This is a genomic window from Candidatus Saccharimonadales bacterium (genome assembly GCA_035317825.1).
GTDB lineage: Bacteria > Patescibacteriota > Saccharimonadia > Saccharimonadales > Saccharimonadaceae > DATHGB01.
Window position 1 is genome coordinate 68,070 of the sequence record DATHGB010000011.1, and the last position, 24,933, is coordinate 93,002.

General features: G+C 45.2%; 23 protein-coding genes. 19 read left to right on the forward strand and 4 right to left on the reverse strand.

The window, feature by feature from the left end; translation table 11 throughout:
- Positions 1 to 15: 15 nt before the first annotated feature.
- Positions 16 to 162: a hypothetical protein gene (locus tag VK497_02225; protein ID HMI09191.1), complete on the forward strand. Its 147-nt coding sequence runs from the start codon at positions 16 to 18 to the stop codon at positions 160 to 162.
- Between the two features lie 32 nt (positions 163 to 194).
- A complete protein-coding gene (locus VK497_02230) occupies positions 195 to 1,133 on the forward strand; it encodes a hypothetical protein (GenBank protein HMI09192.1) in 939 nt (312 codons plus the stop codon).
- Positions 1,134 to 1,481: 348 nt separating this feature from the next.
- On the opposite strand, the gene VK497_02235 is transcribed toward VK497_02230, so the two are convergent.
- A complete protein-coding gene (locus VK497_02235) occupies positions 1,482 to 2,474 on the reverse strand; it encodes a polyprenyl synthetase family protein (GenBank protein HMI09193.1) in 993 nt (330 codons plus the stop codon).
- Positions 2,475 to 2,777: 303 nt separating this feature from the next.
- Here VK497_02235 and VK497_02240 point away from each other — a divergent pair, with 303 nt between their 5' ends.
- Positions 2,778 to 3,191, forward strand: coding sequence for a hypothetical protein (locus VK497_02240; protein ID HMI09194.1), 414 nt, complete (start codon positions 2,778 to 2,780; stop codon positions 3,189 to 3,191).
- 143 nt (positions 3,192 to 3,334) lie between these two features.
- Here the strand turns inward: VK497_02240 and VK497_02245 are convergent, their stop codons facing one another.
- The gene (locus VK497_02245) at positions 3,335 to 3,664 is read right to left on the reverse strand and encodes a hypothetical protein (protein ID HMI09195.1); all 330 of its coding nucleotides are present in this window, start codon (positions 3,662 to 3,664) and stop codon (positions 3,335 to 3,337) included.
- 245 nt (positions 3,665 to 3,909) lie between these two features.
- Here VK497_02245 and VK497_02250 point away from each other — a divergent pair, with 245 nt between their 5' ends.
- A complete protein-coding gene (locus VK497_02250; protein HMI09196.1) occupies positions 3,910 to 5,151 on the forward strand; it encodes an L-histidine N(alpha)-methyltransferase in 1,242 nt (413 codons plus the stop codon).
- A 28-nt stretch (positions 5,152 to 5,179) separates the two neighbouring features.
- Here the strand turns inward: VK497_02250 and VK497_02255 are convergent, their stop codons facing one another.
- Positions 5,180 to 5,464: a hypothetical protein gene (locus tag VK497_02255; protein ID HMI09197.1), complete on the reverse strand. Its 285-nt coding sequence runs from the start codon at positions 5,462 to 5,464 to the stop codon at positions 5,180 to 5,182.
- Between the two features lie 183 nt (positions 5,465 to 5,647).
- On the opposite strand from VK497_02255, the gene VK497_02260 reads away from it, so the two are divergent.
- The 8 genes from VK497_02260 to VK497_02295 all read left to right on the forward strand — a co-directional run bounded on the left by VK497_02260 (position 5,648) and on the right by VK497_02295 (position 15,599).
- Positions 5,648 to 6,868: an L-histidine N(alpha)-methyltransferase gene (locus tag VK497_02260; protein ID HMI09198.1), complete on the forward strand. Its 1,221-nt coding sequence runs from the start codon at positions 5,648 to 5,650 to the stop codon at positions 6,866 to 6,868.
- A gap of 65 nt (positions 6,869 to 6,933) precedes the next feature.
- Positions 6,934 to 8,028 carry a DUF5671 domain-containing protein gene (locus tag VK497_02265; protein HMI09199.1) on the forward strand — a complete coding sequence of 365 codons (1,095 nt, stop codon included), beginning with the start codon at positions 6,934 to 6,936 and terminating at the stop codon, positions 8,026 to 8,028.
- Positions 8,006 to 9,034: a cellulase family glycosylhydrolase gene (locus VK497_02270; protein HMI09200.1), complete on the forward strand. Its 1,029-nt coding sequence runs from the start codon at positions 8,006 to 8,008 to the stop codon at positions 9,032 to 9,034. Before VK497_02265 ends, VK497_02270 begins: the two co-directional genes overlap by 23 nt.
- Before the next feature lie 27 nt (positions 9,035 to 9,061).
- Entirely contained in the window at positions 9,062 to 10,480 is a 1,419-nt protein-coding gene (gene pyk / locus VK497_02275; protein ID HMI09201.1) for a pyruvate kinase, read from the forward strand.
- Positions 10,481 to 10,536: 56 nt separating this feature from the next.
- Entirely contained in the window at positions 10,537 to 12,279 is a 1,743-nt protein-coding gene (locus VK497_02280; GenBank protein HMI09202.1) for a hypothetical protein, read from the forward strand.
- 55 nt (positions 12,280 to 12,334) lie between these two features.
- Positions 12,335 to 13,555 (forward strand): phosphoglycerate kinase, encoded by a 1,221-nt coding sequence (locus tag VK497_02285; protein ID HMI09203.1) that lies wholly within the window; start codon positions 12,335 to 12,337, stop codon positions 13,553 to 13,555.
- A gap of 46 nt (positions 13,556 to 13,601) precedes the next feature.
- Positions 13,602 to 14,384, forward strand: a complete 783-nt coding sequence (gene tpiA / locus VK497_02290; GenBank protein ID HMI09204.1) for a triose-phosphate isomerase — start codon at positions 13,602 to 13,604, stop codon at positions 14,382 to 14,384.
- A gap of 9 nt (positions 14,385 to 14,393) precedes the next feature.
- Positions 14,394 to 15,599: a hypothetical protein gene (locus VK497_02295; protein HMI09205.1), complete on the forward strand. Its 1,206-nt coding sequence runs from the start codon at positions 14,394 to 14,396 to the stop codon at positions 15,597 to 15,599.
- A gap of 18 nt (positions 15,600 to 15,617) precedes the next feature.
- Here the strand turns inward: VK497_02295 and VK497_02300 are convergent, their stop codons facing one another.
- Positions 15,618 to 16,436: a hypothetical protein gene (locus VK497_02300; protein HMI09206.1), complete on the reverse strand. Its 819-nt coding sequence runs from the start codon at positions 16,434 to 16,436 to the stop codon at positions 15,618 to 15,620.
- 93 nt (positions 16,437 to 16,529) lie between these two features.
- Here VK497_02300 and VK497_02305 point away from each other — a divergent pair, with 93 nt between their 5' ends.
- The 7 genes from VK497_02305 (at position 16,530) to VK497_02335 (ending at position 24,834) form a co-directional block, all read left to right on the forward strand.
- Positions 16,530 to 18,641, forward strand: coding sequence for a UvrD-helicase domain-containing protein (locus tag VK497_02305; GenBank protein HMI09207.1), 2,112 nt, complete (start codon positions 16,530 to 16,532; stop codon positions 18,639 to 18,641).
- A 74-nt stretch (positions 18,642 to 18,715) separates the two neighbouring features.
- Positions 18,716 to 19,885, forward strand: a complete 1,170-nt coding sequence (locus VK497_02310; protein ID HMI09208.1) for a ubiquitin-like domain-containing protein — start codon at positions 18,716 to 18,718, stop codon at positions 19,883 to 19,885.
- On the forward strand, positions 19,885 to 21,096 hold the full coding sequence (locus VK497_02315) for a ubiquitin-like domain-containing protein (protein HMI09209.1): 1,212 nt from the start codon (positions 19,885 to 19,887) through the stop codon (positions 21,094 to 21,096). Before VK497_02310 ends, VK497_02315 begins: the two co-directional genes overlap by 1 nt.
- A 3-nt stretch (positions 21,097 to 21,099) precedes the next feature.
- Positions 21,100 to 21,873 (forward strand): 16S rRNA (adenine(1518)-N(6)/adenine(1519)-N(6))-dimethyltransferase RsmA, encoded by a 774-nt coding sequence (rsmA, locus tag VK497_02320; GenBank protein HMI09210.1) that lies wholly within the window; start codon positions 21,100 to 21,102, stop codon positions 21,871 to 21,873.
- Entirely contained in the window at positions 21,870 to 22,577 is a 708-nt protein-coding gene (locus VK497_02325) for a laccase domain-containing protein (GenBank protein HMI09211.1), read from the forward strand. The genes rsmA and VK497_02325 overlap by 4 nt, the downstream gene beginning before the upstream one ends.
- A 24-nt stretch (positions 22,578 to 22,601) precedes the next feature.
- Positions 22,602 to 24,086: a methionine--tRNA ligase gene (metG, locus tag VK497_02330; GenBank protein HMI09212.1), complete on the forward strand. Its 1,485-nt coding sequence runs from the start codon at positions 22,602 to 22,604 to the stop codon at positions 24,084 to 24,086.
- Positions 24,087 to 24,090: 4 nt separating this feature from the next.
- On the forward strand, positions 24,091 to 24,834 hold the full coding sequence (locus VK497_02335) for a TatD family hydrolase (GenBank protein HMI09213.1): 744 nt from the start codon (positions 24,091 to 24,093) through the stop codon (positions 24,832 to 24,834).
- The last annotated feature ends 99 nt before the right edge of the window (positions 24,835 to 24,933 follow it).

Sequence of the window (24,933 nt, forward strand, 5' to 3'; positions counted from 1 at the left end):
GGCCGCAGCGCGGCAATGGCGGAGGACCCGGCTTCGGCCAGTCCATCACGAACGCCATCTTCGGCCCCGCACCGCGGAGCACCTCCCACGGCGGTTCGAGCAAGAACCGCAAGAAGAAGGGTGGCGGCAGCCGCTGAACTGAGCCTGTCGGCTCATGCGTAAAGGCCAACCTCTAGGGTATAATGAAATTATCTATGTTACATACCTACATTCATCATAAGGAATATTCTGGCGCGTCTTGGGACGTAGCTCATATATACGAACATCTTGTTACGCGCTCATTCCATGCGTACTTGGAGTCGCTCAACATACACCCCGGCTTTATTGGTCATATTAGTGGCGACACTTTTGAGCGCATTATCTTCCTAAATGCAACCTTCTATAGTCAACAGATTGCAGATGCATATAAGCATTTTCTTGCAAAATCTGAGCTGGTTGATATTTCTTTTGTGCCACAAATGCTTCTTGAATGTGAGACTGAAGAAAAAGTAATCTTCACTCTTCAAGATAAAGTAAAATTTAACGAGCAGCTCCGAACGCTTGTCGCCGAGCCGTGGGTTAATAATGATTCAGTACCACAAAGTTTTATTAATGAAACAACGAATCCTGAGATTCTTTTACAGGTTAAGCGAGCTGCAAAAGAATTCCGTGATGTGAGCGTGGGCGTATATGTGGATGTTAATGATCTGGATAATGAAGAACAGGTATTATTTCTACGGCTTTCTGCGCTCATTGGTGACGTGATTGGTTATGTAATTCGCAAAGAGTTGCACGGTTCTTACTATATCGCTAGTTCACCTATCTCAAAAGATACTAACATTATGGGCAGTACACACCATATTCGCTTTCAACAAAGCACTTCTCTTAAGTCTGTCCAAGAGATTGCCGAAGCTGCAATTAATGACATTGATGTCCAGTCTGTAACGCCACTGGTCTTAGCCCAATTTGAAGAGTTTTCAGACCGAGCGACATGGAGGACATTCGTAATAGACTACTATCGTCATACGGGCATTGTGACAAATACCGCGTTTATAGCTTCCTTAGCGACCCTAGAGAGAATCGGCGCTATTCTCTCTAAAGTAAAGATCCATGTTCGTCCTATTCAAAAGAGTGACAAAGAGCATCTCTCGTAGGCGCTATATCCCTCTAAGGGCGTAGACACGCATGGTGCAGCGGTTCTTAAAGATCTCTCCTTTTGACAATATAGTCAAGCCAGTATCTCAGCCATTATTAATGCCTAATTTTTCAAGCCGCGCACTTATTCGCTCCAAATCTCCCCATAAAGTGTTCCAAAACTGGTCCGGCAGGGTCACCACGACATCATTTTCACTATTCTGGGAACACCTTCCAGATGGCAATAAGCTTCGACAGAGTTCGGAGCTTATTGTTTATCAAAACACTGTCTCTGTAAAGTGTTCCACGATTTATTTTTCCCGCATGGCGTGAGGTGAGCATGTATAGTAAAATGGCCCACTCATGTGTTAAACTGTATCTCTTTTAGCCGGATGCGCTACCGCCAAGGTCTCATCGATACTCTTTCCCATGAGCGACTTACTTAACGGAGCAATCCACTCACCAAGACGTGTCGCAAGAGGATTTAGAGCAACATCTTCTTGGGCTATTTGGATATCTTCACTTGTCTTATTAATGTAATTAGTCGCTATATCTCGAGTGTGAGTAATTCCCTGAATCCATTCATCGTGTGAAATTCTCTCCAAGTCCGTATCGCCGAGGCCACGCTTCAATCTCTTAGCAGCGAGCTGCGCTGCAAATATCGTGGGAGTAGTGTAATTTCCTAGATCAATGTCAGATTCTGCTTGCTTCGATCGACCATTCCGTATTGTTCGATTAAGCCACGATTCGACGTCCTCCGCGTCATCTACGAGTTGAAACGCTATACCCAAGTTGTGTCCTGCCTGGATAACCTTATCTGGTTTCGTGTGATGTTCAGGCGATGTATCGTGACCAACCTGGATTGCTAACTCAAACATTGCTGATGTTTTGCCACTATATGCTGCGATACATTGGGCAATTGTTTTTGTGAGACGAAACCTCTCGTGTAGTTCAGTTTGTTGTGCAATGTTTATTCTATCAATAGTCATAATAAAGTGACGCTGAAGAGCTGCTGAAGCAAGCAACAGCGCATGACTCGACAATATATTGCCTATCATGAGAGCTTGCTCGATACCCCTTCCTTCAGACAGAGTAGTATAGTGACGTCTCATGTTTGCTTTATCAATAATATCGTCATGAACCAAAGTAGAGGTGTGAAGCATCTCTAAAGCAACGCACTTTTCAAGCAGAGGAGTCGAAGGTTCACCCGCTGTAGCCAAAGCTAGTCTGCTTCGCAGCATTCGTCCTGCGGCAAGCAGTTCGACAAACTCCTCCATGTCATAAGGCGCCAGTATCTCCTCGTAGGCTTCCTTTAGTAGGCCCTGTAACTGTTCTGTAAATTCGTGTTCAGTATTAGTCATCTGATTTTTAGTGTATGAGCCAAACTGATTAAATTCAAGCTGTCATTTATTCAACCTTAATACCTAATTCTTTAAGTCGCTCACTCATTCGCATTAAGCTTGGCCATACGGTGTTCCACATTTGGGACGTAAAGATCACCAAGTAAAACACCCATCCTCGCCGATGGGTGTTTTACTTGGTGAGTTTCCTAGAGGTCTTAGGACCTTTCTCTAGTTGACATAATATTATTTATATTCTAAAATACATTATCCAATCGCATCGGAAGGATTCTGGTAATTCCAGATCAGCCAGGGAGGCAAGTAGTGTCCGGTTTCTTGACCAAGAAAATGGTCGGCCAGGCCATCGACATGGCAATGCCGTCGATCGATTTCGTGCTTCGCACCGTCGCCAAGCGGCACGCGGGACACCTGCGCGTGTCCACCGTCGTCAACGGCGGATGGGAAACCATCGCGACCCGCGACTTCGGAGACCGCAGTACGTGGCAGCACGAGTACGAGGAGCACGCGACCGGCAAGGAGGAGATCAGCCAGCGGACGGGCAAATCGTCTCGTGCCGTTCAGAGCATGTACCCCGAGTTGCTCGAGCATGATGATACCGTCTACTACGGCAGTGTCATCAGCCCAGGAGGCACCATCGTCGTCGCCTTCTCGGGCGTCGAGGCTCTCGAGGCTCAGCGCGCTGCCGGCCAGTCGTTCTTCTTTCGCGAAATCGACTAGCTACCCATTCACACCCTCACGAGAGGAGATGCACCTGAAAAACGGAGCACCCTCGACGGGGGTGTTTCCATACCTAGTTGATTTTAAAAAGAAAATAGCTCGATGCCTGCTGTGGCCGAGCTATTTGGAGACGAACGAATTTTTTATAGAGGCCAGATTTTGGCGTTGACTGTCTTGTTGCCGTAATTTGCAATGTGCAGTATCAACTCATATTCTTTGTCCGAACCAAGAGTTGTTACTTGGGTTACAATCGCTTCGGGGTCCGGATCGGGGGTGATATGGATCGAGAAACCTCTAGGGGGATTGTTTGCTGTAAAGTTACCGAGTGATATGCGAGGTTGACCATGCGCTTTTACTTCCACTTTACCGATAGGTGTCTTTTCAGGATTCGCGCTCCTCGCATGGTGCGAAGCTTGACTCTTTGTTTTCAGTTTTTCTGTGGACGTTGCTGGTTGCGATGTGTTTAGCATCATAAGCATCACCTTTCATAACTTAGTAAGTACCCTGGGAAGTGACTTTCTTCAGGGAAAGTATGTACATACACTTCGAAAGGTGTTACAATTACATTTTTAAGCTTGTAAATGGACTTAGAAAAACACAATAGATAAGGTACAATAGTACCCGACAATTGGATGGGTAAGCAAGCGCGCTGCTTACTTTTATGTTACACGTTTTTGGTGTAACATACAATAGTAGAAGGCGAAAGAAATTATATATTATGCATTATTTTAAACATTCCGAACTCGTTGACAGATACCATGTGTCTTTAAAGACCGTGCATAATTGGATCGACGCTGTAAAACAAAATAAACTTGATCTAAAACTATATGAATCTAGCGGTAGAACATACATTGAGAATACTGCTAAGAATGTGATGATCCTTGAACAACTCGTGGAAAAAGGCAAAAAATACCGTAATACTCTTCACCATAAAGTTGCTACCCCTACTCTACAGTTCTATACGCTCTACAGTCGCAAGCAAATCCTTGATATAATCTCTAGTCTTAATATTCATAAAGAAATACCTCGACAATATAATTATTTCGATGGTGGCGCAACAAACTGGGAAAAGTTTGCAGATCGTATGTGGGAAGAGAAGACCCCGAGTCTTCTAAAAAGTACCGTCGAACTCATGAAAGCTAATCTTGGTGCAATAGATTCGCTTCTCGAGGGCCATAGCCGGGTTAATGTGATTGATATTGGCCCCGGTAATGCCGTCCCCGTGAGAGATTTACTCGCACATCTGCTAGAAAGAGGTGTACTGCATCGATATATTGCTATAGATATTAGTGAATCAATGTTACGTATTGCTGAGAGAAACATTAAAGAATGGTTTGGCGATAAGATTAAGTTTGAGGGCTACGTAAGAGACATAACTTATGAGCGGTTTGATGACGTCCTTGTAGATGATATGCTCGACAGCGATGCAGATAAAACTATCAATCTAGCACTCTTGTTAGGTGCTACTCCTATGAACTTTCAGGCACCTTACGATTTGCTAAAAGTTATCTACGCAAGTATAGGTCGGGATGATCTTTTAATCTACACGGATAAGCCTGATACTGAAGCTGATCGTCGCTATTTTGATGTGAACGCTGATCCTGGTGTTAGTGCTCTCTCTCCTAAATATAGTTTCATTTTCGATCTCCTTAACATAGACGAATCACTTTATGATGTCGAAATGGGCTTTAATAATGAGAAGCGAATACGATATATTCACGTACGGCTGAAAGTTGCGCTTACAATAAGCTTTAAATTCGAGAACAGTGAACGTGATGTAAAGCTTGATAAAGGTGACACGATTTTACTTTGGCGAGCATGGCACCAAACTGTCCTTGAGATTGTCTCTGAATTTGAAAAAACCGGTTTCACACTGTTACATTCAAGTTTGACCAAGGACCGTCAGTATTTTCTATCTATCTCTGGTATAGAAACAAAACAAGAGCTTAACCAATCGTAGGACAGTGTTTCTAATAGTGAACCCAATTTTACAGCGGCCATACCTCCACATCTAGTGTAACGTTACCGTAGTTAGCGATATGCAGTACGAGCTCGTATTGCCATTCTGTCCCAATCTTTGCTACTTGCGTAATGATAGCGTCTGGTCCGGGATCGGGGTTAATATGGATGACAAAACCCTTAGGGGGAAGATTAGCTGTAAAATTACCGAGCGACACACGATCTTGCTCACCTGGACTGAGGCTTCTTGAGTATAGTGCACTTGTTCCTGAATCATTCCTCTTAGCTGCCTTGAACTGCGAAGTTTTTGTCATTGTGACTCTACCTTTCGTCACTTAACTTATGTAAAAACGAGCTATGTTAATTGTATGTTACAAGATTTTATAGGAACATACAACTATAAAATAGCGATATAGCATCTTTTTTCATGTACGATACCAATAATCAAAGGAACATATATCGAATCGGGGTATAATGTGGTATAGTAAAGGCTTATTATGAAGTATTACAAAAACAGTGAATTAACCCTACGCTATAATGTTTCGGATAAAACTGTGCGTAATTGGATTGCTGCAAGTAGTAATAAAAAGCTGGGCTTGAAGCTATATGAGGAAAATGAAAAAAAATATATCGCTGACTCAGTTGCAAATAACTATCTTCTCGCTCAACTTGCTGTAACAGGGAAAAAGTATCGCAATAATCGCACTCATAAAATTCTGAGTCCTTCACAAAAATTTTACGATTTATATACGACTCGTCAAATTATAGAGATAGCTAATTCATTAGATAAATATCATGAGCTATCATGGCATTATTCTTATTTTGGTGATGCAGCTAAATACTGGGACAAGTATTTGTACGAATTATACAATGCGGGGAAGGGCAATTTGCTCACTAACACAGTCGAAACACTTCATCTCAACCTTCCCTATATAGATGCGATTATAGGGTCATACAAATATGTAAATGTAGTAAATATATGCATTGGGAACAACCTTGCGGTGCGTGAGGTGCTAGGTCATATCCGAAAATCTGGAAAATTAAAGCGGTTTATTATGATGGACATTAGTCCGGATGTTCTAGATATATCAGAACAAAATACTAAAAAATGGTTCAAGGACACTTTTATAGTAGAGAAACACCTTATAGATATTCGCCATGAGACTTTCGGTCATATTTTAGCGCAGGATAGCTTTGGAGCGGATAGTTCTAAGACGGCGAACCTTATCTTCTTTGTGGCAGGGCCAATCGTGAATTTCCGAGATCCTGGCCATACCTTTAAAACGCTCCACGACAGTATGGGAAAGAGCGATTTTCTCTTCATCTCTCACAAAAGAGATACTGATCAGTCGCGTGGTTTTTTCGATTTTAATATAAAATCTGACGCAACGTTGCTTAGTTTTCGACATAAAATGCTACCTGATCTACTTAATATTAAAGAGTCATTCTATGAGGCAGAACAAGCATATGATGAAAATAGAAAGCTTCGGTATATACAGATTCGGTTAAAGGTGGGTTTTTCACTTGAGTTTAAGGTTGAGAAGTTTAAGAAAACGGTAGAGCTGCAAAAAGGCGATACTATTCGTTTATGGTGGTCACGGCAGTATTCTGACCAAGAGAGTGTCAATCTGCTTAACGAGGCGGGCTACAGTGTTTTGCAGGCCGTACAGTCAGTTGATCGAGAGTTATTTTTGACTATCTCAAAGCTTAAGCCTTAAGGTAGGAAGACCTTTATTGTATTATTGGGTTAGAGTAAGTCAACCAATAACGTAAGTGAGGCAAAATGAATTCTGATAAAGACCTATCTAGCGACTCAACTAGTGAAAAAGTTACCCCGACTGAAGCGCTTTCCGAAAAAGCAAAAGTAAAGGAGCCGTCCTTAGCTCAGGCAATACCCGAAGGATCAACGGATAATCCGAGTACGTCCGGGACGATGGTTCTTCAGTGGCTTACCTATGCACTATGGGGGTGGACGATTGTAGGTGTTGCGTATCTCATATCTATCACGGCGACATTCGTGTTTGAGGGTGGACGGCTAGCGAATTCTTTTCAAGAACCTGTTGCCTACGGGATCGCGGCTGTTTTAGTGCTGCTGCCGGTTTCTCTTCTTTGCGATATCTTTTATTCACGGCAAGAAGTTGAACATAAAAAAGGCGCTTCATCAGTTATTATGGTGATCCATGCGGTTCTATTTGCTCTTTTTGCCATCGGTACGCTTATTGCGGCCGTGTTTAGCTTTGTGAATATATTTCTGTCCGGATATCATACGAGCCCACAAGTTATTCTTGTTACCGCGACAAGCATGTTCGTGCTGTATGTTTTAACGCTAATCCGTACGGTCAAGCCATTCGAAATTCGCAAACTAAGGTTTATTTATAGAATTGTCATGAGTATCATTGTCCTAGGTGTTTGCGTATGGGGCATCGTAGGTCCTGTTGCCGCAACGGCAATGACTAAAGATGACCGAGCAGTGAGTGAAGGGCTAACTACCGTAAGTACGGCCATTAGCAGCTTCACGGCAAACAGCCATACGCTTCCTAAGGATATCAACCAGATTATCGATAGCCGGGCAATATACGGGGCTCGTAACTGGGATACTACTAAGGATTTGGCCAACAGGGGCTTGGTTACGTATACGCCAAATACAACACCGCCAGCAGCGAAACCAGCCGATGACTTAAAAGGTATGCAATCATCATATAAGACATACTATTACGAATTATGCGGTGTGTTTAAATATGCTGCGAACGAAGATTCCTACTCTTCTTACTCCACGCTAAGTAATGACGGATACTCATCATACCCTCGGTCTACCAATCATACGGCAGGCAAGAACTGCTATAAATTAAAAGCCGTTGACTACTCAGTTCAAAATTAAGGTGAACCAAAAACGCTTCTTGCGCGGAGTTAACCTCGGGGGATGGCTTTTACTTGAAAAATGGATGACACCATCACTTTTTAAGGGGATAGACGCAGTTGATGAATTTTCATTCATGAAAACCACGGGTGCGGTAGGAAAAATCGATAAACACCGACGTGAATTTATTACTGAAGCAGATTTCAAATGGTTGGCGGGGAATGGCATAAACGCGGTCCGTATTCCAATCGGCTACTGGATTATTAAAGATGACAAGCCATATGAATCCGGTATCAAATATCTAGACTGGGCAGTCGAGACGGCTAAAAAATATAACATTTTTGTGCTTATAGACCTGCACGGAGCAAAAGGCTCGCAGAATGGCCATGACCATAGCGGGAAAGTCGGACCTAGCGAATGGTTCAAATATAGCGAATATCGCAAGCAGACGATTAACGTATTAGAGGAACTGGTACTACGGTATAAAAACGACGAAAACGTATGGGGAATTGAGCTATTAAACGAGCCGCGAATCGGATTGTTTCATTTCAAGCTTCGTACATTTTATAAGGATGCTTATAAACGTTTATCTGCGACGGCTCGCCCAGGTATGAATATTATATTCCATGACGCATTTACTCCTAGGCTTATGTCGGGGGCGATAAAGGGCAGTACGAAATATCCCGTTGTGATGGATATCCACTTGTACCAATTTACGGTACTCTTTCCGTGGCTCTATAATCTAGAAAGTTATTTCAAGAAAGTTCAGCGTCGTAGTAAATTAATCGATCGTCTTCAAAAAAACCAGCCTGTGATTATTGGTGAATGGAGCGTGACCCTTTCGGGGAAAATCCTGGATGGGCGTACGAAAACGCAGGAAAAAGATACGTTTAAGCATCACGCCGACCTACAGCTAAAAGCATATGAAAATGCCGCCGGTTGGTTTTATTGGACATACAAAACCGAAGGCCGGGGCATCTGGCATTTTCGTTCACTCGTCGAAGACGATGTAATCACCCTAGAATAACAGAGGTAAAAGTGCTACACTTGGTGCATGAGTGTAATATTTAAACGAACAAAAATCTTAGCAACCGTTGGACCAGCAACAGATAATTACGAGTCTGTTAAGGCGCTTGCCGTGGCGGGAGTAAACGGATTTAGGCTGAACTTTAGCCATGAAACTTTCGAAGCGGCCGATCGCCACATCGAGTGGGTACGAAAAGCGAGCGAAGAACTAAAAAAACCTGTCGCTATCTTGCAGGATTTGCAAGGTCCGAAAATTCGTTTAGGTAATCTAATCGAAAACACACCTGTTTCAAAAGGTGATGAATTAATACTTGATTACGCTGCCGAGCATAGTGGTTTGACGCTACCTATTCAGTACAACCTAGCCGCGAAGGTAAAAGTTGGTGAGCCAATCTACATTTTTGATGGTAAGATTCGCACCAAAGTTATAGAGATCGTAAGTGATACGGCTATTAAGATTCTTGTTGAAAATCCAGGAATGCTGATGAGCCGTAAAGGCATTAACCTGCCTGACACTGACTTCGGTGGAGATATCCTGACCCCAAAAGACTTAAAAGATATCGAGTATGGCGTAACGAAGGACTTCGATTACGTCTCGCTTAGCTTCGTGCAGTCAGCTGATGACATTAATAATCTTCGCCAAATCCTTATTGGGCTTGGTTCTGACGCGCAGGTTATTTCTAAGATTGAAACCAAGGCAGCCATAAAAGATGACGTGCTAGAAGAAATCGTAAAAGCCAGCGACGGCGTTATGGTGGCTCGCGGAGATCTTGCAGTTGAAGCCGGCGCCGAAGTTGTCCCGATCGTGCAGCGACGTATTGTCGCGCTTTGCCGGAAATACGGCAAGTTAAGTATCGTTGCAACGCAAATGATGGCAAGTATGGTTGATGCGCCCGAACCAACACGCGCTGAGGTGAGCGACGTGGCGAATGCGGTGATCCAAGGTGCGGACACGGTAATGTTGAGCGACGAAACGGCGAATGGTAATTATCCACTTGAAACGGTTGCCGCAATGAAGCGCGTGATCGTGTATACGCAGGAGCATGCGACCATCCGTCCGCTGCAAGAGGTCGTGCAAATGGACAATCACCAGCAAGACGCGATTAGTACGGCCGCAGTCAGCCTTGCCGAGCAACTCAAGGTAGATGCTATTGTGGCCGAGACAAAATCTGGCGCGACTGCTGCAAACATTGCCGCCCATCGTCCCGGTTTGCCTATCATTAGTGTGACAAGCAGCGCCCGCGCTGCCCAGCAGTTGGCACTAAGCTATGCCAACAAGAGTTTTGTCCGTCCTGACGGTGAACGTGCAGGTTTTGAACTGGCTAAAGAACTAAAGGCGAGCGGCTATTTTGGTGATGAAGAAGTTGTTACTGTCGCCATTGTGAGCGGACGCCAGCCGGGCCTCGTTGGCGCTACCGATACGATTCGCGTTCGTGTTTTGGAATAAGCATATTCTTAAAACCTTCAGCTGATGATATGCTGAATGTAATAAGGAGAAGCGGGATGACAGAACAAATAACCGAGCCTACAGACGAAGCAGCTGAAACGACGGAAAAACCAGATAAGCCTACGGAAAAAAAGGTATCTAAACAGTCAAAATTGAAACGATTTTTTGCGGCGTACTGGCGTAAGAAAAAGTGGACGCTTCCCGTGACGGTTTTGGTGATCCTGGTAGCTTTGGTATTGGTACCAGTGACTCGTTTTATTCTTGTCGGTTGGTTCTGGCAAGAGAAAATCACCGTAACTGTTTACGACAGCCAAAATCATAGCCGAGTTACTCAGGCTACCGTCAAGATTGACGGCAAGTCAGTGCAGACTGACAGTAACGGCCAGGCAAAAATAGGAAGTGTTCATGTTGGTAATCGTTCCCTTAGCATTGAAAAGAAATATTATAAAGCCGCTAATACGGATGTGGCAGTTGACGTATTTGCAAATGGCAAAAATTACGATGCATCCTTGCAGGCAACGGGCCGGCTAAATAAAATTACGGTCACTAACCGTATTACGGGCGATGCGGTTGAGGGCGCATTAATTGATGCAGGCGAGGGCAACCAGGCCCGAACCGATAAAACCGGTAGCGCGAATGTTATCATTCCAGCTGAGAAACAAAGTCTGGCGGTGACAATAGGAGCTGATAGTTACAACAAAATTTCAGCTATTATTCGACAAGGCAAAGCAAATACACAACAACTTGTTCCGTCTGGAAAGATGTATTTCCTTTCAAAGGCAAGTGGCAAGATTGACGTCGTAAAGGCTAATTATGACGGTACGGACCGTCAGGTCATCGTAACGGGTACTGGGCAAGAGGATGATAACGATACGAGCCTGCTTGCATCACGGGATTGGAAATACCTTACTCTAAAAGCTAAGCGCGAGGCTAGCAAGCCATCAGCACTTTATCTTATTTCTACGGCTGACGGTAGTATGACGGTGATGGATCAAGGGGATGCTTCGTTCTCATTGGTTGGATGGTCGGGACACAGGCTTCTATACACGGTTAACCGTAACAGTGTCCAGTATTGGCAAGCAAAGAAAGCTGCCCTAAAGAGTATCAATGCTGAGAATAAACAGCTAGCCACACTTGACGAAACAGCTGGAACAGACGATCGATATAACGGAGCTTTTGAAAGTTTTAGCAACTTCTACATTCTTGATAATCAGATTACATACGTAAAAAGATGGTCACCAATGAATTCGTACTTTACGAATGCATTATCTGGTAAGCAGACGGTAATTACGAGCATTGCGCCTGACGGCGCAAATAAAAAGACCCTTAAGGCTTTTCCGGCTGAACAACAACCTATTATTAATGCGGCATTATATAAACCGCAAGAAGTGTATTATTCGGTTAATATTGGCAGCGCGCCTGCTCAATTCTACGAATTGGAGGACGGAAACCTGAAGGGTATGCCTAGTGACGACAGTGCATTTACCCGACAGTATCCAACATTCTTGATTTCTCCTGACGGTGCGAAAACCTTCTGGTCTGAATCGCGCGATGGGAAAAACACATTGTTTATAGGGGGTAAAAATGCCGAGAATGAAAAACAATTAGCAGCAAAGAGTGAGTTTACCCCATACGGCTGGATGACAGAAGACTATCTGTTAATGCAAAAAGGCAACAGTGAATTATTCATCACGACTAAGTCGCAAATAGAGAAGGGTGCCGAGCCTCTAAAGATTAGCGATTACCACAAGCCGAATATCAATTATCCGGGGTATGGTTACGGATACGGCGGACAGTAGTCACCCGGCACTCGTCGTGCTAAAATAAACACTAGTTTAATTAAGGTGGGGGAATATGGGATTTTTCAAGCAAACAATTAATACGGTACCACTTCACGGCCAGACGGTTCTTGTACGTGCGGATTACAATGTCCCGCTGCATAAAGACGGTACGATTGCTGATGATCTTCGAATTCGAGCATCTTTGCCAACAATCAAAAAACTCTTAGCTGATAACTGTAAGGTAGTCATTATTAGTCACTTGGGACGTCCCGAAGGACGGGATGAAAAGCTAAGCCTTGAACCTGCTGCCCTAAGGCTATCTGAGCTTCTAGGCGAGCCTGTACGCTTTATTGATCAGACTATTGGCGACAAACCCAGGATGGCAATCAAACGTGCTCCCAAACGAAGCGTAACAGTACTTGAGAACCTTCGTTTCTACACCGAGGAAGAGGCAAACGACGAAAAGTTCGCAAAAAGTCTTGCCGAGACATCAGGCGCGCGTTACTTTGTTCAGGATGGATTTGGCGTCGTGCACCGTGCGCACGCTAGCACGTCGGCCATCACCCATTATTTGCCAGGTGTCGCAGGGTTACTGCTAGAACGTGAATACACAACGATTACAGACGCAATGAAAGCACCAAAGCGTCCCCTCGTTGCGGTTATGGGCGGTGCGAAAGTAAGCGATAAAATTAAAGTCATTGATGAATTTATTAAGGTGGCTGATACCATCATTATTAGTGGCGCTATGGCGAATACGTTTCTAGCCAACAAAGGCTTTCCTATGGGAAAAAGTAAATACGAACCTGATGAGACCGATATAATACAAGAAATTTATAAAACAGCGCGCGCTAAGGTCGGCGATGACAAGGTTGATGATTTTCTCATCTTACCTGTTGATCTGGCGGTCGCTTCTAAGATCGACGAGACAGAGCCCCGACGTTTGGTAAAAGCGAATGAAATGGGAGCGGATGACATTGCGCTTGACGTGGGCGACCAAAGCATTGAGCAAATGATCGAAATAGTTAAAAATGCAGGTACGGTGATCTGGAACGGCACGCTTGGTATGGCCGAACTGCCTAACTTCGCGCATGGATCTGCCAGGCTTGCCCTGACGCTCGCGACTCATCCGGATATCACTTCGATCATTGGCGGGGGTGATACTGCCGATTTCGTGCTTAATTGGGACGCTCGAAAGGGTGACAGTTTCACGCACGTTTCCACAGGTGGAGGAGCAAGCCTCGACTTAATGGCTGGCGAAAAGCTGCCAGGAGTCGAAAGTTTGCTAGACGCGTGAAAAGAAGTACGCTACACTTAAAATAACAAAGAAGCATAAGCGAGATATGGCTGTAGAATCGAAACTCATTGTCGGAAACTGGAAAATGAACCTCACAACTCATGAGGCGAGTTTATATCTGCATAAATTATCGGGGCTTATTGCCACTCATCGCGATGTCGATGTCGTGCTCGCGCCGACACTTTTAGCGGTTCAATCGCTCAGCCTTCAGATTGATCGCCGCCAGTTTAAACTGGCTGTCCAAAACCTTTATTGGCGTGATCATGGTGCATACACTGGTGAAGTTTCGGCTTCACAATTAAAAGGAGTAGCCGACTACGCGATTATCGGACACTCTGAACGCCGTCATATTTTCGGTGAAACGGATAAAGATGTCCGCAACAAAGTACAGGCTGCGATTCGTAACCATATCAAACCGATCTTGTGTATCGGCGAGACCGCAACCGAACGGGCTGACGGTGAAACGAACGATGTCATTCACGATCAATTGCTGGGCGGTCTTGCGAACGTAACAAGTGAAGATCTTGAGCAGATTACAGTGGCATACGAACCCGTTTGGGCAATCGGAACGGGCGTTAGCGCACTTCCTGATGATGTTATTAAGGCCGTTAAGGCCATTCGTAGCCAAATAAAACACCTTTACGGACCAACACCGGCAGATAATATACGAGTGTTATATGGTGGGAGCGTAACGGCAAGCAGTGCCGCTGATTATTTGGCAATTGATGGGGTTAATGGATTATTAGTCGGAGGCGCGAGTCTAGACGCTCGTGCATTCAGTGAAATTGTTAGTCAGGCACATAATGGTTCAGCAGTAGCTAAAAAATAGGGGTGGGGAATGAAAGATTTAGATTTTGATGAACTTGATAGGGCAGTCAATACATTGATGAATGATGTGCCTAAAAGCGATCTTTCGGGGAGCGATGACGATCAAACGAAAACTTTATCAATTAGTCCAACGCTTCCTGATGATACTGCCGCGCCTGCCTCAAGTAGCGTTACCGAGCTCGTAGCGCCTGTTGCGGCAACAACTACTCCAGCGCCTCAAGCAAGGTCTCTCACCCCGCCTGCGACACGCCGAGGCGGACGATTTATGGACGTCGTTCATCATTCTTCAGATATGAAGAAGGACAAACCGGCTTCAACGAAACCTTTTTCACGCCAAGGCGTTACTATCGAACCGGTAAAAAGTAGTGTTTCCTCTAAAGACGTTGCACCTTCCGTTCCAAGCCCAGCACCTGCGCTAGACGCAAATCCTCCTGTGATTGAAAAAGAAACTCCACCGGTTACTTCTGTTGATACCTCGGCTCCTACGAGTGATTGGCCTGACCCTCTTGATATATCAACTCCCAAGCCTTCAGCTCCAAGCCAACCCGAAGTGATAGTTGATCAACCTGATCCTATGCCGCTATTAGAAGAGGGCAGTGAAACAGCAGTGACTGCTCCTGCATCCGATGATTTACAACCGCTCACTTCCCCATTCTTATCTGGCACGAAGGTTGACAAACGGCCTTTAGGATCTGGCCAGACATCACTGGATATCGAAGCACCCGAACCAGATCATACACCAGTCGTAAGTGATACTGAAACTGAATTGACTGTCGATGACCCGTCAGATCAATTACCACCTTCTCCAAGTGAAACGAAAAAAGACCTCCCACCTGAACTGCAGGGTGATTTAGTCGCAATCGAATCCGGTTCGACGACAAAAGCGGCAAAACTGCAAGAATCCACTCAGGAAGAGCCTAAAGAGCCAGAACAAGAAACCAAATCGGAAACCTCTCCTCCTACAGCTCTTTTAGAAGCAACTACAGACGACGAACCGGCATTTACCGGTCCAACCTCGATTGCTCAACAATACAAGGAAGAACCAAACACCGGTGATCCTAAGAACGGTGCAATTTATGATACGGACACGTATCATAAGCCTCTTGCGCATCCAGCCCAAAAGAAATCAGGTTGGTTGTGGGTAATTTGGATCGTATTAATCCTGCTGATCGGCGCAGGAGCCGGTGCCGCTCTCTACTTTTTAAGGGTTATATAGATTGAACAAGTGACTAGCTTACGCTAGGTGATCTTTAAGGACCTTGCGCATTGCCTGAAATGCCGCGAGAGGTGTCGGAGTCATGATACTACCGTGATCGGGCTCAAAATGAGTTGGATATTCAGGCATGATGGTAATAACTTCGCTATTGGGGAGTTTGCCTACCTCTACGCGCGCAGCAACATTATGATGTGGACTATCATCAATTTTAATAGCAAGAATATGATCACTGGCGCTCGGAAACTTCTGGATAACGTTACTCATTACATGACCTTTTGTTATAGGGAGGGTGCCGTCGTGATTACGCGGAAATGCGACACCCTGCAACCCGACTGGAATATGCTGTTTGAAAAAATCAATCGTGCCTAATTCGCAACCAGGTAGCGTCGATGTATTAGCGAAGACATATGCGCCCATATCTGCGGCCTCTTCGATAATGTCAGAAATTTCTTCGATGCCGGGAACGGGATTCACCAGACCTTTAGTCATCATAACTCGTAGTACGTTTTTGATATCTGCTGCGCTTTCTAGACACGTACCGGCAGCATATTGATGGATATTACCGTTAAAACGTTCTTCGTTGGCGAAAATAAGGCTTCGAATTGCTAAATGCGTATCTCTCATCACTCCGCATACGTCCAAAGAGACATAAGCACGCGGTGCTTCATGGGGCATGGACATAACGCCATATACACCTGGCGCGTCAACTATATCAGCATCAGGATTATACTCCTGCCATTTTTTAGTCAATTCTGCTTGAGTTGCAGTAGGATATTCATCAGCTAGGTCGTGTTCTTGACCTGGTATCCATAGCCTTGGGGTATATTCGGTAGTCATAATCTGTATTGTTATACCATAAAAAATTAGAGAAAGGAATAGAAGTTACAGTTAACCTCGTGTAAAAACACTAAAACACGTATAATAGAGATAATGGATATTCTTAAAGACCTAAACCCCGCCCAAGCCGAGGCGGTGCAAACCACGTCTGGGCCGCTGCTTATTCTTGCCGGTGCCGGCAGTGGTAAAACAAAAACATTAACTCACCGTATTGCCTACCTTATTTCTCACGAAGCAATTTGGCCTAATGAAATTCTAGCTGTAACCTTTACGAACAAGGCTGCGCGCGAAATGCGTGAACGGCTGGGCCACTTGTTGCAACAGGACGGATCGGTTCGAAATTTCATGCCATGGATGGGAACGTTTCATGGTGTTTGCGTGCGGTTACTTAGACTTGACGGTGATAAAATTGGTATTTCGTCGAACTTTGTTATTTATGACGAGGATGACCGACAAGGGCTGATCAAGCAGGCGATGAAACAATTATCCATTGCGGATAAACAGATCAAACCAAGGGCAGTAAGTAGCGCCATCTCGAACGCAAAGAATGAGTTGTTAGATCCGGAAGGCTATGCGGCTTCGAGCAGCTATCCATTCCAACAGTCCGTGGCTAAGATCTATGCGTTATACGAAAAACTTCGTAAAGAAGCAGGCGCTCTTGATTTTGATGACTTATTGATTGAAACAGTCCGTCTATTTCAGGAACAACCGGAAGTACGCAAGAAATGGCGTGCGCAGTTTAAGCATATTCTGATAGATGAATACCAAGATACCAATGCCGCCCAGTACGCTATCGTCAAAAGTTTAGTGGGTGAAACGCGAAATATTTGCGTAGTTGGGGACGATTGGCAGTCGATTTATTCATGGAGAGGTGCCGATTTTACTAATATTCTCAATTTTGAACGTGACTTCCCTGGTGCGAAAATCATCAAACTTGAACAGAACTATCGAAATACGGGTGCGATTTTGGAAGCGGCACAGAATATCATTACCAAAAATGTCCAGCGTTCGGATAAAAAGCTGTGGACGACAGAACCAGCTGGCGCTCCCGTTCAAGTCCATCCCGTATATGATGAAAGTGAAGAGGCTTACACGGTTGCAGGTCGTATTAGTGCACAGGAGGCTATCGGCGCGCGTAAATACGGGGAATTTGCCATATTGTACCGTATGAACTCGCAGAGCTATAGCCTGGAACGGTCTTTATTGCAGCAACATATCCCCTATCAGATTATTGGCGGCGTAAGGTTCTACGACCGCAAAGAAATCAAAGACGTTATCGCGTACTTACGTTTACTGTATCAACCAAATGATCGTATGAGTTTTAGCCGGATTGTTAATGTTCCAACCCGTGGTATTGGCGCAACAAGCCTGGAAAAGTTCCTCACATGGCAGGCAAATAGCGGATTCGATATCGTTTCCGCCCTAGTGAATGTTGAACAGACAACCAGTCTAACTCCACGGGCCAAGATGGCCATGGCGAAGTTTGGTGAGATACTCCGTACTCTACAAGCAAAGCAACAGGCCGATATGGCTCCAAGCGATATCATTCAATACCTCATCGATAAAACGGGTTATCGTGAATACTTATTAGACGGAACGCCGCAAGCAGAAGAGCGTGAGTCAAACATCGGGTCGTTAATCTCGGATGCTAAATCGTTCGCGACCTTACCGGATTTCCTCGAAGAAGTTGCGCTTATGTCCAGTGCCGATACGGATGGCAACGAGCAAAAGGTAACCTTAATGACCGTTCACGCGGCTAAAGGTCTGGAGTTCCCTGTTGTCTTTATGGTTGGTATGGAAGAGGGGATGTTTCCACACTCCCGTATCTATGAGGCCGGCCCGAGTGAATTAGAGGAAGAGCGTCGTCTATGCTACGTGGGTATGACCCGCGCACGTGAAGAACTGCACCTTACGTATGCGCAAAGCCGCCTGCAATTTGGCCAGCGCGGTTATAATCAGCCATCACGGTTTCTAAGTGACATGGGTCATGAAATAATGGCGACGCCACCTCCGTCGTTTATGACACCAAAAGATGACAATGAATTCTTTGATATGCCGAGCTTTGATATTGGCGATAATGTTCGTTCGGCGCAATTCGGAAGAGGTGAGATTGTAGATATTGACGGCATGGCCGTGACCGTAAAATTTGATGGCGGCAGCACTAAAAAATTGAATGTAGAATACGCTCGACTCGAGAAGCTTTAAGCGTCATCACTAGCGACGTGCTGTCAATTTTGCTATAATTGAATCCAGTGCACCACGTGAGGTGTTACCTATTTATGAACAGACTTATTCAGAAAACCAGAACCCCTTACGGTGCTATTATCGCGGCTAGCTGTCTTTTGATTTTAATTTTGGGCGTTGTTATGGCGACGCGTACGTACGCCGTTTCACCAGACGCCGCGGTAGCATCTGGTAAACGTCTGATCACCATCCACGATGATGGTCAGGATAAAGGTGTTCTGACAAGGGCTACGACGATGCGCCAAGCACTCGCTGAGGCAAAGATTAACCTTGATGTAAATGACACTGTCGAGCCAGGCCTCGATGAGGAGCTTGTCGGTAATAACTACGAAGCCAATATCTATCGTGCGCGTCCAGTGACTATCGTTGACGGGGCTATCCGCACCAAGGTTATGTCGCCGTATCGCACGGCTTCTCAGATTGTCAAACAAGCTGGTATGGTGCTACAGGACGAAGACCTTACAAAGATTGCGGCAAATACCGATCTTGTTTCTGAAGGAACCGGCGTTAGCTTAACGATTGACCGCGCAACACCCGTTACTCTTGTACTATATGGCAAACAAACGCAGACATACACGCAAGCCGCTACTGTCGGTGAAATGCTAGAAGAAAAGAAGGTGACGCTTGCCAAAGACGATACATTGTCCGTGGTCCAATCTACCCCGCTCAAATCTGGTCTGATCATCGAGCTCTGGCGTAATGGCAAACAGACACTTACGCAGGAAGAGGAAATTCCATTTGATACCGATAAGGTGCAAGATTCTGCACGCGAAGTCGGTTACAAAGAAGTGAAAACTCCAGGCGAAAAGGGTAAGAAGACGGTTACCTATGAGCTTGCTATGAAGAACGGCAAAGAAGAGAACCGATCCGTTATTCAGAGTGTCGAGACGAAGAAGTCTGTGAAGCAAGTTGAAATCGTAGGATCTAAACTGACGAATACATTCAGTGGTGATTTTGCTGGCGCCTTGGCTCGCCTTCGCAGTTGTGAATCTGGCGGTAACTATGCCAACAAAAAGAATCCAAAGTACCGAGGGGCATACCAATACGACTACTCAACTTGGGCAAACTACGGTGGATTCTACGATCCTGCAGATGCACCTCCGGCATTGCAAGATGAAAAAGCTTGGCTGACATATCAAAAACGTGGATGGCAGCCTTGGCCATCTTGTTCAAAGAGCCAGGGCCTACAGGATATCTACCGTTAATGTTAAACGTAACGAAACCCTTTAGCCGGCAGATACTTGTTGCCGCTATGAGCTGCCTTGCGGTGGCTCTTTTAGGACTTGTGCTAGTGAATACCGTACATGCAGAATCTGCTAACCCCGAATCTGGTAAGCGGCTTATTCTTGTACATGATAACGGGGTCGACCGGGGACTTTTGACCCGTCAGACGACTCTGCGCAAAGCTCTTGCAGAGGCTAAGATTCCCGTTGACCCGAACGATATTACCGAACCTGGTCTTGACGAAAAGCTTGAGGCAAATAACTACGAGGCGAATGTCTACCGGGCCCGGCCAGTCACGATTGTCGATGGCGAAACGCGTATTAAAGTTATGTCGGCATACCGCACGGCTAAACAGATTGTGAGTAGCGCCGATGTCACGCTCCGTAACGAGGATATTACGGAAATAAAAGCCAATACCGATATCGTTAGCCAAGGTACCGGGGTGCGGTTAGAAATTACCCGCGCAACCGAATTTACCCTTATGCTGTACGGCAAAAAGGTCACTGCGTACACGCAAGGTAAGACTGTCGGGGCAATGATAAAAGAAAAAAGCATTAAGTTAGCAAGTGATGATACCGTCTCCGTATCCCTAAACGTGCCAATAACAGCAGGAACGACAGTAGAGATCTGGCGTAACGGTGTACAAACGGTAACCGAAGAACAAGCAGTGCCGTTTGTTGTCCAGAAAGTTCTTGATATGGACCGTCCTGTTGGTTACCACGAAATTAAAACCAAGGGCGAGCCGGGTACGCGTCTTGTCACATACGAGATTGACGCAAAAGATGGCAGAGAAATCAGCCGCAAGGAAATTCAGAATGTCGTTAGTAACGATCCGGTAAAGCAAGTCGAGCTTGTCGGTAATAAACCAAGCAACCCACTAAGCAAGTCAAAGGGCGCGGCCTATTTTACGGATAGCCAAGGGGTGAGTCATCGTGAAACCTACTACGATTTACCAATGAATGTCGTCATAAATGCCTGTGGCGGCGGCACTTATAGTGTCCGCGCTGACGGTGCTAAGATCGACCGTGACGGCTATATTCTAGTAGCGGCAAATTACGGCCGTTACCCGCGTTGTACGGTGGTAGAAACAAGTATGGGGCTTGGAAAGGTGTACGATACGGGTGGTTTTGCCGCAGTACACCCAGATGGCTTTGACCTTGCAACTGACTGGACTAACAATAATGGGAATTAATTAATGTCTGCACCTAAAAAATCTCTCGGACAGCACTGGTTAAAAGATCGTGACGTACTTGAGCACATTGCGGATTGTGCGGAGTTAGAAGATACGGATACCGTGCTTGAGATCGGTCCTGGACTGGGAACGCTCACCTCTGTCCTTCTTCGTCAGTCCATGGGCGTTATTGCCGTTGAATTTGACGAAGAGCTAGCACGTAAACTTCCCGCACAGTTCCCTGGCAAAAACCTGCACGTAGTCCAAAGTGATATCCTTTCCTTTGATCTCTCGGGCTTGCCAGCCGATTACAAAGTCGTTGCAAACGTTCCGTACTATATCACGAGTAAAATCGTGCAGCTTTTAATGACTACCGAAAACAAACCGAGTATTGCCGTTTTGTTGATCCAAAAAGAAGTTGCCGAGCGGCTAGCGGCAAAACCTGGTGATATGAGTATCCTGGCGATAAGCGCTCAATTATTTGCAGATGTTACGCTCGGTGATGTTGTGCCTGCCGAATTCTTTACGCCACCTCCAAAAGTTGATTCACAGGTGGTCATCTTAAAGACCAGACAACAACCCTTTTTAACGGATATTTCCGAAAAAGATTTCTTCCGCGTGGTCAAAGCCGGATTCTCGGCAAAACGTAAAATGCTCCGGAGTAGTTTATCTGGGGGGCTGGGTATTTCAAAACCAGAAGCCGAAGAATTACTGAAAAAAGCTAATATAGACCCAAACACTCGCGCTGAGAGTTTATCACTTGATGACTGGGTCAGGGTTGCAAGAGCCACCGCATGATAGCAGGTGACCAACCAAAAATATTTGCTGATAACGTCGTTGCTGCTGTCTCGTCTAGGAATGATGGCAATATGAGTTTTTCAAAAGGCGATCATGCTAAAACAGTACAAAATCGCGTTATTTTTCTAAAGAAAACAGATATTGATCCAGAGCATACGACGCTTGTTCGGGTAACATACGAAAACGTCGAACACTTTGCCCGCTATAAAATTATAAGTGACGTTGATAAAGCCGAGGGAATGCTTGACGCTACATCAGAGCTTGTTGCGGATGCGCTCGTTGTCACAAAGCCTGGCCATGCCTTATTTCTACCTCTTGCTGATTGCGTAGGTGCAATTATTTACGATTCCAAGCAGCATATTCTAATGGTTTCGCATCTTGGCCGGCATAGTACCGAGCAACAAGGGGCAACAAAAAGCATCCAGTATTTTATAGATCAGTTTGATACCGATACGAATGATATGAAAGTTTGGCTTAGCCCGGCTGTGGGACAAGAAACATATCCGCTTAAAACCCTCAACGACAGTAGCCTTCAGGACGCAATCCTTGAGCAACTGCTGACTGCGAATATCCCTCGCCAAAATATTGAATTAAGCGATATCGACACGGCAACAAACGAAAACTATTTTTCGCATAGTCAGTTTTTAGCAGGCAACCGTGAAGAGGATGGACGCTTTGCAATTGTCGCGATGATGCACGAATAAACCTCTCTGTTATAATAAAAAGCAATGGCTAAAAAACTATACATTACGACTGCTATTCCTTACGTCAACGGTAGCCCGCACATCGGTAACGCTCTTGATTATCTAATTGCTGACATTTGGGCACGTTATCAAAAACAGAATGGACATGAAGTCAGATTCCAGGTGGGAACCGACGAACACGGCAACAAGATCGCTTCAAAAGCTGCCGAATTAGGGATAACACCTCAAGAATATACTGATAAAATGTACCCTAACTTTGAAATGTTAATGAGAAAAATTGATGCTAGTTTTACGGATTTTATCCGTACGACCGAACCGCACCACGTTGGCGCCGTTCAGTATATCTGGCAAAAATTACAGCCGTATGTCTATAAAGGGAGCTATGAAGGCTGGTACTGCATGGGCCATGAGGCTTTCTTTACCGATAAAGAAGTTGAATCTACGGGAGGTATTTGCCCTGACCACCAAACCCCGTACGAGCGTGTAAGTGAAGAAAACTATTATCTAAAAACGAGCGCATTTACCGATCAAATCCGCGAAGCAATCGAAACGGGGCGCATGCAAATTGTGCCCGAATTCCGTAAGAAGGAATTTTTGGAGCTTATTAAAGACGGCCTTCAGGATGTCAGTATTTCACGTCCTAAGAAGAGTCTTTCCTGGGGAGTACCCGTTCCAGGTGATCCCGAGCAGATTATGTATGTGTGGTTAGATGCGCTTTCCAACTATATTACAGTGCTTGGCTACCCGGACCACGAAGAATGGAAAGAATACTGGCCAGCAGAAGTGCAGGTGATCGGTAAAGATATCCTTCGTTTCCATGCAGGAATTTGGCCGGCAATGCTTCTAGGGCTTGATGTTCCGCTTCCGAAAAAGCTGCTTGTTCACGGATTCGTGAATGTCGGTGGTGCCAAGATGAGTAAAACGGTCGGAAATGTGGTTGATCCAAACGAAATTATTGACCAGTACGGGTTAGATGCTTTCCGTTTTTTCTTTTCAAGGCATATTCCTACGCTTGATGACGGTGATTTTACCTGGGAAAAATTTGAAACGGCATACAACACCGAACTTGGAAACGATCTTGGCAACCTAGTACAGCGCGTATCCAGTATGATTACCAGGTATCAAGCAGGTGTTATTGGTGAAGCGCCAAGTGGAGAGCACGATATGCAACCATACCGCCAAGCAATGGAATCACTCAATTTCAATAAGGCTGTTGATGAGATCTGGGTGAATGTTCGTTCATTAAACCAGTTTATCGAGAATGTTAAACCATGGGAAATCGCTAAAAAACGCGAAACCGACCCCGAAGCCGAGGCTCATCTAGCCGAGGTTCTTGCTCATGCCGTCGGGACACTTTTACAGGTCGCCGACCTACTTATACCTTTTCTTCCCGGGACCGCGGAAAAGATTCACAAAATGTTCGACAGCGGTGTCATTGTGCCAGTTGAAGGCGTATTGTTCCCTAAAGTTTATCTGCATACGCCAGACCCTCACGCGCCAAAGGCGTAAAACCATGCTGATTGATACGCATTGTCATATTCACGAAGCTGACTATCCGTTAGATGCGGACGAGGTTATAAAACGTGCCTCTGAAGTGGGCGTTGAAAAGATGATTTGTGTCGGTACAAGCGAAGAAAGTTCAAAGCGGGCTGTGGAATTCGCCTCAACCAGGCAAGGTATATTTGCCGCAATTGGCGTTCACCCTCATGACACGAAAGATGGCTGGGAAGAGATAACCGCTCATATCCAGAAAAAGCCGGTAGCTATAGGCGAGATTGGTCTGGATTATTTTTACACGCATAGCCCTCGTGATGTGCAGATAAAAGCCCTAGAGGGTCAGATTGATTTAGCTCTTACGCATAACCTGCCGATTATTTTTCATGTTCGCGATGCGTTTTCTGACTTTTGGCCAATACTCGACAACTTCAAGGGTATTCGCGGCGAGCTGCATAGTTTCACGGATACGAAACAGCATTTGGAAGAGGCGCTAAAGCGCAATTTATACATTGGCGTGAATGGAATCAGCACATTCACCAAAAATGAAGCGCAAAAATCGATGTTTTCGTCCATACCGTTGAATAAATTACTACTAGAAACAGATGCGCCCTTCTTGACACCCATACCGTTTCGTGGTAAGGTCAATGAGCCCGGGTTTGTGAAGGGCGTAGCCGAACATCAAGCTTTAGTCCGTGGATTATCACTTGAACAAATTGCTGCGACCACCTCTGCAAACGCCGCTGCGTTATTCGCACTCTAATACCAAAAACAAACCAAAAGCCAACTTTAAATAGGTAGGATTAGTCATGACGACTCCAAAATCTAACAATCCCGAAATTTCCCCTTCTGAATTCCTTTC

Bases quoted from the DNA above. Each gene is read 5' to 3' on its own strand.
- VK497_02225 (HMI09191.1), top strand. From the start codon at position 16: ATGGCGGAGGACCCGGCTTCGGCCAGTCCATCACGAACGCCATCTTCG.
- VK497_02230 (HMI09192.1), top strand. From the start codon at position 195: ATGTTACATACCTACATTCATCATAAGGAATATTCTGGCGCGTCTTGG.
- VK497_02235 (HMI09193.1), bottom strand. From the start codon at position 2,474: ATGACTAATACTGAACACGAATTTACAGAACAGTTACAGGGCCTACTA.
- VK497_02245 (HMI09195.1), bottom strand. From the start codon at position 3,664: ATGATGCTAAACACATCGCAACCAGCAACGTCCACAGAAAAACTGAAA.
- VK497_02250 (HMI09196.1), top strand. From the start codon at position 3,910: ATGCATTATTTTAAACATTCCGAACTCGTTGACAGATACCATGTGTCT.
- VK497_02255 (HMI09197.1), bottom strand. From the start codon at position 5,464: ATGACAAAAACTTCGCAGTTCAAGGCAGCTAAGAGGAATGATTCAGGA.
- VK497_02260 (HMI09198.1), top strand. From the start codon at position 5,648: ATGAAGTATTACAAAAACAGTGAATTAACCCTACGCTATAATGTTTCG.
- VK497_02265 (HMI09199.1), top strand. From the start codon at position 6,934: ATGAATTCTGATAAAGACCTATCTAGCGACTCAACTAGTGAAAAAGTT.
- pyk (HMI09201.1), top strand. From the start codon at position 9,062: ATGAGTGTAATATTTAAACGAACAAAAATCTTAGCAACCGTTGGACCA.
- VK497_02280 (HMI09202.1), top strand. From the start codon at position 10,537: ATGACAGAACAAATAACCGAGCCTACAGACGAAGCAGCTGAAACGACG.
- VK497_02285 (HMI09203.1), top strand. From the start codon at position 12,335: ATGGGATTTTTCAAGCAAACAATTAATACGGTACCACTTCACGGCCAG.
- tpiA (HMI09204.1), top strand. From the start codon at position 13,602: ATGGCTGTAGAATCGAAACTCATTGTCGGAAACTGGAAAATGAACCTC.
- VK497_02295 (HMI09205.1), top strand. From the start codon at position 14,394: ATGAAAGATTTAGATTTTGATGAACTTGATAGGGCAGTCAATACATTG.
- VK497_02300 (HMI09206.1), bottom strand. From the start codon at position 16,436: ATGACTACCGAATATACCCCAAGGCTATGGATACCAGGTCAAGAACAC.
- VK497_02305 (HMI09207.1), top strand. From the start codon at position 16,530: ATGGATATTCTTAAAGACCTAAACCCCGCCCAAGCCGAGGCGGTGCAA.
- VK497_02310 (HMI09208.1), top strand. From the start codon at position 18,716: ATGAACAGACTTATTCAGAAAACCAGAACCCCTTACGGTGCTATTATC.
- VK497_02315 (HMI09209.1), top strand. From the start codon at position 19,885: ATGTTAAACGTAACGAAACCCTTTAGCCGGCAGATACTTGTTGCCGCT.
- rsmA (HMI09210.1), top strand. From the start codon at position 21,100: ATGTCTGCACCTAAAAAATCTCTCGGACAGCACTGGTTAAAAGATCGT.
- VK497_02325 (HMI09211.1), top strand. From the start codon at position 21,870: ATGATAGCAGGTGACCAACCAAAAATATTTGCTGATAACGTCGTTGCT.
- metG (HMI09212.1), top strand. From the start codon at position 22,602: ATGGCTAAAAAACTATACATTACGACTGCTATTCCTTACGTCAACGGT.
- VK497_02335 (HMI09213.1), top strand. From the start codon at position 24,091: ATGCTGATTGATACGCATTGTCATATTCACGAAGCTGACTATCCGTTA.